A 12,097-nucleotide genomic window follows, 5' to 3' on the forward strand; every position below is an offset into this window, starting at 1 on the left:
TCATCCGGAATCACCATGCCTGTATATCGTTCTCATACCACCACTCAAGGCCGCAACATGGCGGGCGCGCGCGCGTTGTGGCGCGCCACCGGCATGAAAGACGGCGACTTCGATAAACCGATTATCGCCATCGCCAACTCCTTCACCCAGTTCGTGCCGGGCCATGTGCATTTAAAAGACCTGGGCCAATTGGTGGCGCGTGAGATTGAATTGGCCGGCGGCGTCGCCAAAGAATTCAACACCATCGCCGTTGACGACGGGATTGCCATGGGTCACGACGGCATGTTGTATAGCCTGCCCAGCCGTGATTTGATTGCCGACAGCGTCGAGTACATGGTCAATGCGCATTGCGCTGATGCCATTGTCTGTATTTCCAATTGTGACAAAATCACCCCGGGCATGTTGATGGCGGCGATGCGCATCAATATTCCGGTGATCTTTGTCTCCGGCGGCCCGATGGAAGCCGGTAAAGTACGTTTGGCTGAAAGTCCCGACATCAAAAAACTTGATTTGGTCGATGCGATGGTAATGGCGGCCGACAGCAAAGTTTCCGATGTCGATTTAGCAGCTGTGGAGCGCTCCGCCTGCCCCACCTGCGGTTCCTGCTCGGGCATGTTCACCGCCAATTCCATGAACTGCCTGACAGAAGCTTTGGGCTTATCCTTGCCCGGTAACGGCACGGTGCTCGCCACCCACGCCGACCGCGAACAGTTATTCAAACAAGCCGGACGGCGAATTGTTGAACTGGCCAAACAATACTACGAACAAAACGACGAATCGGTACTGCCGCGTTCGGTCGGCTTTAAAGCGTTTGAAAATGCTATCGCGCTGGATATTGCCATGGGCGGCTCGACCAATACCATTTTGCATTTGCTGGCTATCGCCCAAGAAGCCGGTATCGATTTCACGCTGGCAGATATTGATCGCATGTCCAAAGTGGTACCGCAATTGTGCAAAGTGGCACCCAACACCAATAAATACCATATCGAAGACGTGCATCGCGCCGGCGGCATCATGGCGATTCTGGCCGAACTTAACCGGGCGGGCCGCTTGCACACCGATGTACCGACCGTACACACCAAAACTTTGGGCGAAGCCTTGGCGCAATGGGACATTACCGCCAACCCCAGCGATGCGGTAAAAACTTTTTATATGGCCGGCCCCGCCGGTATTCCGACTCAGGTGGCGTTTAGTCAGAATACCCGTTGGCCAAGCCTGGACACTGATCGTGCCGAAGGCTGTATTCGCTCCATCGACCATGCCTTCAGCCAGGAAGGCGGATTAGCGGTATTACATGGCAATATCGCTCTGGACGGCTGCGTGATCAAAACAGCCGGTGTCGATGACAGCCTGCTGGTATTTGAAGGCAACGCCCATGTGGTCGAATCGCAAGACGAAGCCGTGGAAAATATCCTCAATAACAAAGTCAAATCCGGCGATGTGGTGGTGGTGCGTTACGAAGGCCCCAAAGGCGGTCCGGGCATGCAGGAAATGTTGTATCCGACCAGCTACATCAAGTCCAAGGGCTTGGGGAAAGCCTGCGCACTGCTGACCGACGGTCGTTTTTCCGGCGGCACATCCGGTTTATCCATCGGCCACTGCTCGCCGGAGGCGGCGGCAGGTGGAGCTATTGGCCTAGTGCGCAACGGCGACCGTATCCGCATCGATATTCCCAACCGTACCATCAATGTACTGGTCAGCGACGAGGAACTGGCCCAGCGCCGGACCGAACAGGAAAAACTCGGCTGGAAACCGGCCAAGCCACGTCCTCGCAAGGTGTCAGTCGCGCTGAAAGCCTATGCCATGTTTGCTACATCCGCCGACAAGGGCGCGGTGCGGGATTTATCAAAGTTTGAGAATTAACTTCGGCTGTTACCTCATCCTACCGAACTTGAGGTAATCAGAAGTGGGTAATAACGCTATTAGAATGCTGACCACTTGGCCGTTCCTCATTTGCCTTGTATCCCTGATTGCCAATGATTGGTGGCTTAAGGCTACTTATCCAGGAGTATTTACCGGAAAACTTTCTGATTTCGCCGGAGTAGCCGTTGTGTCTTTAATGACATTCAGTGCATTGCCGCATCGAAAATGGCTCTTGTGTTTGTTGATTTCGGTTACTTTTCTGTGGTGGAAAAGTCCGCTGTCGGATTCAATGATTCACTTGGCGAATAGTCTGAGTATTTTGCGAATTGGACGAGTGGTTGACTACAGTGATCTGTGGGCTCTGTTGGTCGTGCCTGTTTGCCTGCACGTTTCCGAAAAACAGTCCAGGTTTCGTATTGCGTCGAAATATTTTAGAAAGATGCTGACAGTTCCTGTCGCGGTGGTTACGCTATTTGGCGTTATGGGGACATCAGCTCTTCCGATACGCGAAGAGTACACTGTACGGCCTGTATCCAGTTCTACGAATATTTCGCGCTAGCAATTGGTCAGCGTAATAGCAGAGGTTGCCGCAAAACACGAGCTTACTTGCTACATATGTAAGGGTACGCCAAGGGCAGATTCCGCAAGATATTTCGGGGAGTCACTTTCTATGACTTATACCCTCACGCCTGAAAATGCTGTCTTGTTCGTAATTGAGTATTCTCCAGGCGGGCCGTTGCCAACATTGTTTAGAGAGAGCAGCTACGAGAAAGCCGCGGCTTTACGAACCTCGCTAAAATCATCGCTGGCCGAACACTTCGATGGCCTGGAATTCGTAGAGCTATTGAGAAAATAATTGATTGTTCCCACACGCAAGTTTCGCGGCCATTAGGTTAATCCGTGTAATTTAGATTCGTCGCCAAGTAATCCACCAAACCTTGAGAATTTTTCGGCGTTTTGCTTTCTCGGAACCGCCCTACACATAAAATTATCGTGAAACGCTTCCTCCTCCAACTGTTCTACATCTGGAAACAAAAGCTAAAAATCTACTTCATAGCCGGCTGGGTAGGTGCGGGGATGGGGATATTTTTGTTAGCCCCCAGTTACGATTACATTAGCTCGCGCGAGCGCAACGCCGACCCGCTGTCATCGATCGAATTCGTGTTTGGCCAATTCACCGAAGTAATGACCGGCCAAATTAATCAAAATAATTTGATCCTGTTTTATGCCGAAATTGGCGCGATACTGGGCTTGCTGTCGCTGGGTTTTTATCAGATTTTACACAAGCGACTGGTGGACCTGGACGCACTGAAGACCGAGCTGGAAAAGGATTTGCCGACCATCATCCGTCAAGGTGAAGGACCGTTGCTGGAGTTTAAATCCTCGCTGCGCTGGGATATTCAGGAGCAACGCGTCAATAAGACCCTGGAAGGCGTGGTTATGAAAACCCTGGCCGGTTTCTTTAACAGTCCGGTTGGCGGCACCTTGCTAATCGGCGTGGCCGACAACGGCGAAATCCTCGGTCTGGAATCCGACTTCCAAACTCTGAAAAAACCCGATCATGACGGCTTCGAGCAAACTCTGATGACTGCGGTCTCGGCCAATCTGGGGGCCGATTTGTGCCCGCTGATCCACGTGCTTTTTCATAAATTGGCCGACCGTGATGTGTGCAGGGTTATTGTTTCCCCCTCGCACCGGCCCGTGTTTCTGACGCAGAGCAACACCCCCAAATTCTTCGTGCGAACCGGCGGCGGCACTCGGGATCTCAACATTCAAGAAGCGCTGGATTATGTGACCAGTCGTTGGAAAAAAACCAAATAATCTGCCCTGATTGGGTTTTAACGCCAGCAAAGTTAAACTAAGCAACCGGCAACATAGCAAACGATTTGTAAACATTCCATGGAACATCAATCAACTTTCGTTAATTGGTTCAGAAATTCATCGCCCTACATCCACGCGCACCGCAACCGCACCTTTGTGATTTTTTTCGGCGGCAACGCGGTGACGGAGCCGGATTTCGACAATCTGATTCACGACTTCGCGTTGCTGAGAAGCCTGGGTGTCAGGTTGGTGCTGGTGCACGGCATTCGCCCACAGATCGACGAACAAGTCACCGGACATGGCAACACGCCGCAGTTTCACCACCATTTACGCATCACCGACGCGACCACACTGCAATATGTGAAGCAAGCAGCCGGACTGGTGCGGGTGGAAATTGAAGCGCTGTTATCGATGGGTGTTTCCGGATCGCCGATGGCTGGTGCGAAGATACGCGTGGCATCCGGCAATTTTGTTACCGCCAAACCTTTGGGGATATTGGACGGCATCGACTATTGTCATACCGGCAAGGTGCGGCGCATCGACGCCCAAGCCATCCATCAGCAACTTGATCAGCAGAATGTGGTGTTGATTTCGCCCGTCGGCTATTCGCCCAGCGGCGAGGTATTCAACCTGTCGGCCGAGGAAGTGGCAACCGAAGTAGCCATCGCCTTGCAAGCCGAAAAGTTGATTTTGTTGACCGAACAAAACTGCTTATCGCCTGCCGATAACCAGCCGATCCAACAGCTCACAACGGCTCAGGTATCAACACTCTTGCAAGATACACCGACGCTGCCGGACGAAGTCGCCCGCTCGCTGCGGGCTGCGATGCAAAGCTGCGAAAAAGGCGTACAGCGCGCGCACCTGATCAATCGGCATGTGGATGGCGCCCTACTCCTGGAACTGTTTACCCGCGACGGTATCGGCACGCTGATTAGCTCCACCGCATTCGAAACCATACGGCCGGCAACATTGGACGACATCGGCGGCATCATGGAATTGATCAAGCCGCTTGAAGCACAAGGCATCTTGGTCAAGCGCTCTCGCGAAAAACTGGAAATGGAAATCGGCGACTACATCGTCATCGAGCGCGACGGCTTGATCATCGGCTGCACGGCGTTTCACGTAATGAACGACGGCAACAGTGCGGAAATTGCCTGCCTGGCGGTGCATACCGACTATCAAAAAGGCGCGCGCGGTAACAGCTTATTGGAGTATCTCGGCAATAAAGCCAAAACCGAGCATATCCACCGCTTGTTCGTGCGTTCCACACAAACCGTGCATTGGTTTGTCGAACGCGGTTTTAAACCCTGCGACATCGACGATTTGCCCGAGCCTATGAAAAGCGCTTACAGCTATCAGCGCAATTCCAAGGTATTGTATAAAGACGTTTAACATCACCCTCCACCCACTCTCAACTCGCGGAATCTAGGATGCTCCATAAACAGGATTTTCTGACAGTCGTAAAAAACACGCCCTTAGTTGCTATCGATTTAATTGTACGTTCCAGCAAGGACGCAATATTGATGGGCATGCGCGTGAATGAACCGGCGGCAGGCTATTGGTTCGTACCCGGCGGCAGAATTTATAAATCCGAAACCCTGGAAAATGCGTTTCAAAGAATCACCGAAACCGAATTAGGCACTGCCTACGGCATCGAAAGCGCCGAGTTACTGGGTGCTTTTACTCATCTCTACGAAACGAATTTTGCCAAACAACCGGGCATTAGTACCCATTACGTGGTTTTAGGCTATCAATTGCGACTGGATATCGATATTAATCAGTTACCGGCACAACAACACGCTAACTACCGCTGGTTTGGCAAACATGAAGACTTGAGGGAAGTTCATCCTAACAGCCAAGCCTACTACCCCTATCTGCGCTGAACAATGCCAATCTTAAAAGTCTTGCAGCTGACAGACCTGCATATATTGCCGCATGCCGGCGATAAAATGCTCGGCATAGACACCGAACAGTATTTCCAAGAGGCCCTAGCCCACGCGCATGCCACTCACGGCCCATTCGATCTGATTTTATTAACCGGTGATTTGGGCCAAGACCCTAGCGCTGATAGCTACCGGCGAATTTGCAAGCATCTGCAAACTTATCAAACACCTTGCCTGTGTTTGCCGGGCAATCATGACGACTGGGAACTGATGGAAACCGAGCTGAACGTAGGCTTCGTCAGTTGCCGCAAACACCTGCTGCTAAAAAATTGGCAGATTATTGCTTTAAACAGCCAAAAACCCGGCAGTCCCGCTGGGTTTGTATCTCAGGAAGAACTGGTATTTTTACAGCAAACGCTAAGCACAAATGACATGCCTGCCCTGCTGGCGGTACACCATCATTGCGTTGCCAGTGGGAGCAGTTGGATGGATACGATGCAAATTGAGAACGGTGAGGCATTGCTGGCAATAGCGGAACGCTTTGTGCAGGTTAAAGCCATCACCTGCGGTCATTTACATCAGGAAATGCAAACTAATCATGAACAAATAGCAATATTCGCCACACCGGCCAGCTGTTTTCAGTTCAAACCTTTTGCCACCGAGTTTGAACTGGACTCGCTAGCACCTGGCTACAGGGTCTTTGAATTGGGCGATGACGGCGACTTGCGATCCAGGTGCTATCGCCTGCCCATCAGCATGAACGACTTACAAACCAACTTGCACAGTTACTAACCAAACGCCAATCTTCCGGACAAATAACTCTCGGCGTTGACGCCAACATCGTTGGCAATCAGCAAAGCCCCTAATTCGTCCATCGCTTTGCGGTACACCCGGCGTTTGAAGTAAACCACGTCTTTCAGCGGATACCAGTACTCCACCCACTTCCAGTTATCGAACTCCTGCTTGTGCCCGCAATCGAACCTGACATTCGATTCATCTGTCATCAAGCGCAAAATAAACCAAATCTGCTTCTGACCGATGCACAAGGGCGTAGAATTTTTGCGGATATACCGATCCGGCAATTTATAGCGCAACCAATAACGGGTGCGCCCCAGCAACTGCACATGCTCTGCACACAAGCCGGTTTCCTCCCACAACTCCCGATACATCGCGGTTTCCGGATCCTCGTCGCCATCAATTCCGCCTTGCGGAAACTGCCACGAGTTAGCGCCTTTGCGCTTTGCCCAAAACACACGACCCTCGTCATTGCAAAGGATAATGCCGACATTAGGCCGGTATCCTTTCGAGTCTATCATGTAAAAACCTGTATTATTTGCCGCCCTGTTGCTAATGCCTGGATGTTAAAATTAACAACGGCACGGCCATTAAAATGAATGGCGCAATTGTTCCACAAATAACCGGCGGACGCCACAGGCCGCTACTTTTTTCTTTATGACGACGGATTTGCCGTGAGCTTAGCGATTTTTGATCTGGATAACACGCTGATCGCCGATGACAGCGATTTTTTATGGGGCCAATTCTTGGTCGACCGCGGCATTGTCGACAAAGAGCAGTATGAACAGGCCAATAAAAAATTCTACGAGGATTACAAACAGGGCACGTTGGATATTGTCGAGTTTTTGCATTTCTCACTAGCGCCGCTGGCGCAGCACGACGCCGAGCAACTGTACCGCTGGCGCGCGGAATTCGTCGAAACGCTGATCGAGCCGATCACACTCGACGCCGCACGGACTTTGGTAGAAAAGCATCGCGCGGCCGGCGATACCTTACTGGTGATCACCGCCACCAATCGCTTCGTCACCGAACCTATTGTGAAACTTTACGGTATCGACAACCTACTGGCTACCACACCGGAATTTGTCGATGGTCGCTACACCGGGAAATTCAACGGTACGCCTTGCTTTCAGCAAGGAAAAGTCGTGCAGCTAAACGACTGGTTGGCCAATTCCACGGAAACGCTGGCAGGCAGTTGGTTCTACAGCGATTCGCATAACGATTTGCCGCTATTGAACTTGGTCGATCAACCGGTTGCCGTCGATCCCGACGAAAAACTACGGAAAGTTGCTCGGCAAGCAAACTGGCCGATTATTAGCTTGAGGAAATAGAAGCTGCGGACAAGGTTCAAAAGAAGCGCCATTTTGAACCTTTATAATATTGAATCGCTTCTATTTTTTCTGTATAAAGAACACTTGTTTGTCGGCTTCCTTGAATATCTTCAGCGGGATATGTCCGGCCTGATCGATATAGACACCAAAGTCCAAATGGGCCGCCGGATCGGTAGCAATCACTTTGACTACCCTGCCGCTTTCCACTTCCATAATCGCCTTTTTCAAACGCAGCAACGGTAACGGACATTGCAACCCGCTGGCATCGACTTCCAAATCAAATTCGATCATAGTGGTGTTCACTCAACTGTTCTTTAGACAACGCTTATAATAACACCAACCCCAGACCACGAAAATCAAGCACCATGGATTACTTCCCGCTTTTCTTAAAACTAAAAGACCAGCCATGCCTGGTTGTAGGCGCCGGCGAAATCGCCTCGCGTAAAATCGAGCTATTGGCAAAAACCGGGGCGCGAATTACCGTGGTAGCTCTGGAAATTGGCGCCAGCGTCGCAGAGATGGGCCAAGATAATCGCGTACTTATCCAAGAAAAAGCCTTTGCAGCGGATGATGTGAAAGGCATGCGCGTGGTTATATCCGCCACCAACCAGCGCACGATCAACGAAGCGGTCGCTCAAGCGGCTACAGCGCAGAATATTCCAGTGAACGTGGTCGATAATCCTGATTTGTGCAGTTTCATCTTTCCGGCGATTGTTGATCGCTCGCCATTAATCGTAGCCGTGTCTTCTGGCGGCGTCTCCCCGGTGCTGGCACGTTTGCTACGCTCCAAGGTGGAAAGCACCATTCCCGGCGCGTTCGGGCTGCTGGCGCAGTTTGCCGAGGATTTTCGGGCATTGGTTAAGGAACGACTAAAAGAACCTAACCGCCGCCGAGTATTCTGGGAAGACGCATTGCAGGGCCATATCGCCGAATTGGTGTTTTCCGGCCGCCGCGAGCAAGCTGCCACAGAATTGCAAGCCAAACTCGATGCAGCGGAGCAGACGCAAAATCGCGGCGAGGTGTATTTGATCGGCGCCGGCCCCGGCGATCCGGATTTACTGACTTTCCGAGCCCTGCGTTTAATGCAGCAAGCGGATGTGATTGTCTATGACAGGCTTGTATCCGCGGAAATATTGGAGATGGTGCGACGCGACGCGGAAAAAATCTACGTGGGCAAACAACGCAGCAATCACAGCCTGCCGCAAGAATCGATCAACGAGCTGCTGGCCAATCTGGCTCTTTCAGGCAAACGCGTCGCCCGCTTGAAAGGCGGAGATCCGTTTATTTTCGGCCGGGGTGGCGAGGAAATCGAGACCCTGATGCAACAAGGCATTCAATTTCAAGTCGTACCCGGCATTACCGCCGCAGCCGGTTGCGCCAGCTATGCAGGCATACCGCTGACGCATCGAGACCATGCGCAGTCCTGCACCTTCGTGACCGGGCATTTAAAAGACGGCAATATCAACCTGAACTGGAGCCAGCTAGCCTCGCCCAATCAGACCATCGTGATTTACATGGGCTTGGTCGGTCTGGAGACTATCTGTCAATCGTTGATCGAACACGGCTGCCCCGCCGATCAACCGATTGCGCTGATCCAGCAAGGCACTACCCGCCATCAGCGGGTCATTACCGGCACCTTGGGCGACATGCCTAAACGCGTCGAAAACGCAGACATCAAACCGCCGACCTTGATCATAGTCGGCACCGTCGTGCGCCTGCGCAAACAGTTGGAATGGTTTCAACCAAGCCAAAACTAAGCGCGCGTGAATTTTTCCCTATTTCAGACGATGTTAAGTTTTACTTGGAAAAATCAGCCCGCAAACCCGGTAAAGGCGCGAACGACAGAGAAAATCGATTGAATTTTTCGCTAAAGTTCCCTATCCTTTACCCGCTTAATTTCCCAATGAACTGCCTATGCAAATAACAATATGCAGTTCTTTTTTTAAACACAACGAGAGAATCATATGAAAAAATCATTCGGTTTATTAGTAGGCGCAGCTTTGATCGCTATCAGCGGACAAGTTGCAGCTAACGAAGCGGAAGAAATCGGCGCAAAAATTTATGAGCGTGCTTTCGGTCGTGGCTGCGGCGCTTGCCATGACATCGCTTCCAACCCACAATTATCGGCCTTGATCAGCGCCGGCAAACTGCCTAAAGACCAGTTCGCTAAAGTTCTGAAAGAAGGCAAAAACGGCATGCCTAAAGCTGTTGCAGCTATCATGGAAGTCGGTCCTGTGAAAAAAGCAGGTTACACCGAAGACCAAGCTATCGATGCAGTTTACGAATATCTGAAAAAATAATCGTAGCCTTTCGGGGCAAAGAAAAAGCCGCTACCCTTTCGGATAGCGGCTTTTTTATGTCATAAAGAATATGCCAATTAATCTTGTTTACTGAGATACGCCTGTTGACTACGTTGATGGGTCAACCGGTAACGGTTGCGCAGCCAAACTCCGGCAATCGCCGCAATCATCAATCCACAAGACACAAAGGTCAGATAGACCAAATCCTTAATGTCATTCAGTTCTTTGATCAGAACTTGATTGACAGCCGCGCCTTCGACCTTGGCCGGCGAATCAACAGAATAAGTCGTCAGTATCTTCACATCGCCTTTCAAATCCTGAATGGTCTCCAGGGAATCGGCGACGCTACCCTTTTTGATATTCTCTTCCAGGGCTCTTAATTTGCTGTCGATGGAACCGCTTAACAAGCCGAACAACTGGCCTTTCAAGGCGCTAATCTCGGCGGATAGCACCGGATTTTGGGTAGCGTAGGCTGTCGAGATAGCCTGGTGCTTTTGGATCTCGGTCAACAGATTTTGTTTAGGTAGTAATACAAAACCCAACAAAAAAACCGCCGCCATCAACGCCAGAACCAGCATTAACAAAAAGCGATTAGCCTTCATCAGCGCCTGATGCTGATGGGCGCGCAGATAGACTATCTCATGCTTATCGGTATTGACATCATCCAGATTAATCTCAGGCATATCGCTCATTATTCTTTTAGTGTTGCTAATCGGGAAGCTCTATATATATCACCTAGAGCACGCGGCGCCTAAACGGCACCCCATGCCCAACGGAAATACATCGGCGCATTATACAAGCTAAATCAAAAATGTCCTGTTTTATACAAACCGCAATCAACGGCCTTTCTTAGCGGCAATCCGCATTCTCAAGGCATTCAGTTTGATAAAGCCTTCGGCATCTTTTTGGTTATAAGCGCCGCCATCTTCTTCAAAAGTAGCAATATTTTCATCGAACAGGCTATTGGTTTCCGAGGCCCGACCGACCACGACCACATTGCCTTTATACAATTTCACCCGCACCTTGCCGTTAACATTGACCTGCGAAGCATCGATCATGGTTTGCAACAGCGCCCGCTCCGGACTCCACCAGTAACCGTTGTAAATCAAGGACGCATAACGCGGCATCAATTCGTCTTTTAAATGCGCTACTTCGCGGTCCAGGGTCAGCGATTCGATGGCCCGATGCGCTTTCAACATCACGGTACCGGCTGGTGTTTCGTAGCAGCCTCTGGACTTCATACCGACATAGCGATTTTCGACGATGTCCAGACGACCGACACCGTTAGCGCCGGCGATTTTGTTCAATTTTTCCATCACTTGATGCGGTGTGTGCGGCACATCGTCGATGGCGACGATATCACCATTCTGATAGGTAAGCTCGACGTAGGTGGCTTGATCCGGGGCATTTTCCGGTGACACAGTCCAGCGCCACATATCTTCTTCCGGCTCCGTCCACGGATTTTCCAAGATACGGCCTTCGTAAGAAATGTGCAGCGAGTTGGCATCCATGGAATACGGCGAGGTTTTGCCTTTTTTCATTTCCACTGAAATGCCGTGTTGCTCGGCGTAGTCCAGCAGTTTTTGCCGTGAATTCAAATCCCATTCGCGCCACGGCGCGATCACTTTGATGTCCGGACGCAAAGCGTAGGCACCCAGTTCGAAACGCACCTGGTCGTTGCCTTTGCCGGTCGCACCATGGGAAATCGCATCGGCGCCGGTTTCGTTGGCAATTTCGATCAGGCGCTTAGCGATCAAAGGCCTGGCAATCGAGGTACCGAGCAGATACTCGCCTTCGTAAATCGTATTGGCACGAAACATCGGAAATACGAAATCGCGAGCAAATTCTTCGCGCAAATCGTCGATATAAATTTCCTTGATGCCGGCCGCTGTGGCTTTGGCGCGAGCCGGATCCAACTCTTCGCCCTGACCGATGTCGGCGGTAAATGTCACCACTTCACAGTCGTACACATCTTGTAGCCACTTCAAAATAACCGAGGTATCCAAACCACCGGAATAGGCCAACACCACTTTTTTAATATCCGACATAATGCGCTTCACACCTTTTACAAATTAAAAAACTGGCGAATTATAACGGAAAACCT

The 12,097-nt window shown here is 50.9% G+C and carries 13 protein-coding genes; 9 read left to right on the forward strand and 4 right to left on the reverse strand.

The features are described 5' to 3' along the window. Positions 1-15: 15 nt before the first annotated feature. The 6 genes from ilvD to cpdA all read left to right on the forward strand — a co-directional run bounded on the left by ilvD (position 16) and on the right by cpdA (position 6,359). Positions 16-1,863 (forward strand): dihydroxy-acid dehydratase, encoded by a 1,848-nt coding sequence (gene ilvD / locus ACR64Q_RS13255; protein WP_036275656.1) that lies wholly within the window; start codon positions 16-18, stop codon positions 1,861-1,863. Between the two features lie 670 nt (positions 1,864-2,533). Beyond that, entirely contained in the window at positions 2,534-2,719 is a 186-nt protein-coding gene (locus ACR64Q_RS13260) for a hypothetical protein (protein WP_313732217.1), read from the forward strand. A 137-nt stretch (positions 2,720-2,856) separates the two neighbouring features. Next, positions 2,857-3,684, forward strand: coding sequence for an AlbA family DNA-binding domain-containing protein (locus ACR64Q_RS13265; RefSeq protein ID WP_036275659.1), 828 nt, complete (start codon positions 2,857-2,859; stop codon positions 3,682-3,684). A 78-nt stretch (positions 3,685-3,762) separates the two neighbouring features. After that, positions 3,763-5,076, forward strand: a complete 1,314-nt coding sequence (argA, locus tag ACR64Q_RS13270; protein ID WP_026601299.1) for an amino-acid N-acetyltransferase — start codon at positions 3,763-3,765, stop codon at positions 5,074-5,076. A 38-nt stretch (positions 5,077-5,114) separates the two neighbouring features. Further along, the gene (locus ACR64Q_RS13275) at positions 5,115-5,567 is read left to right on the forward strand and encodes a GDP-mannose mannosyl hydrolase (protein WP_026601300.1); all 453 of its coding nucleotides are present in this window, start codon (positions 5,115-5,117) and stop codon (positions 5,565-5,567) included. A 3-nt stretch (positions 5,568-5,570) separates the two neighbouring features. Continuing rightward, the gene (gene cpdA, locus ACR64Q_RS13280) at positions 5,571-6,359 is read left to right on the forward strand and encodes a 3',5'-cyclic-AMP phosphodiesterase (protein WP_313732216.1); all 789 of its coding nucleotides are present in this window, start codon (positions 5,571-5,573) and stop codon (positions 6,357-6,359) included. Here cpdA and ACR64Q_RS13285 read toward each other — a convergent pair. Further along, positions 6,356-6,883, reverse strand: coding sequence for an RNA pyrophosphohydrolase (locus ACR64Q_RS13285; RefSeq protein WP_020482442.1), 528 nt, complete (start codon positions 6,881-6,883; stop codon positions 6,356-6,358). The genes cpdA and ACR64Q_RS13285 overlap by 4 nt on opposite strands. 153 nt (positions 6,884-7,036) lie before the next feature. On the opposite strand from ACR64Q_RS13285, the gene ACR64Q_RS13290 reads away from it, so the two are divergent. Beyond that, on the forward strand, positions 7,037-7,693 hold the full coding sequence (locus tag ACR64Q_RS13290; protein WP_026601302.1) for a histidinol-phosphatase: 657 nt from the start codon (positions 7,037-7,039) through the stop codon (positions 7,691-7,693). Between the two features lie 60 nt (positions 7,694-7,753). Here the strand turns inward: ACR64Q_RS13290 and ACR64Q_RS13295 are convergent, their stop codons facing one another. Further along, a complete protein-coding gene (locus ACR64Q_RS13295) occupies positions 7,754-7,984 on the reverse strand; it encodes a sulfurtransferase TusA family protein (protein ID WP_020482444.1) in 231 nt (76 codons plus the stop codon). A 74-nt stretch (positions 7,985-8,058) separates the two neighbouring features. Here ACR64Q_RS13295 and cysG point away from each other — a divergent pair, with 74 nt between their 5' ends. Further along, on the forward strand, positions 8,059-9,450 hold the full coding sequence (cysG, locus tag ACR64Q_RS13300) for a siroheme synthase CysG (protein ID WP_026601303.1): 1,392 nt from the start codon (positions 8,059-8,061) through the stop codon (positions 9,448-9,450). A gap of 207 nt (positions 9,451-9,657) precedes the next feature. Next, positions 9,658-9,993, forward strand: a complete 336-nt coding sequence (locus tag ACR64Q_RS13305; RefSeq protein WP_020482446.1) for a c-type cytochrome — start codon at positions 9,658-9,660, stop codon at positions 9,991-9,993. A 77-nt stretch (positions 9,994-10,070) separates the two neighbouring features. Here ACR64Q_RS13305 and ACR64Q_RS13310 read toward each other — a convergent pair whose 3' ends face one another. Both ACR64Q_RS13310 and ACR64Q_RS13315 read right to left on the reverse strand, forming a co-directional pair. Then, on the reverse strand, positions 10,071-10,685 hold the full coding sequence (locus tag ACR64Q_RS13310; RefSeq protein ID WP_020482447.1) for a hypothetical protein: 615 nt from the start codon (positions 10,683-10,685) through the stop codon (positions 10,071-10,073). A gap of 144 nt (positions 10,686-10,829) precedes the next feature. After that, the gene (locus ACR64Q_RS13315; protein WP_064010465.1) at positions 10,830-12,041 is read right to left on the reverse strand and encodes an argininosuccinate synthase; all 1,212 of its coding nucleotides are present in this window, start codon (positions 12,039-12,041) and stop codon (positions 10,830-10,832) included. Positions 12,042-12,097: the final 56 nt, after the last annotated feature.

It is taken from the genome of Methylomonas sp. 2F7, assembly GCF_057126975.1.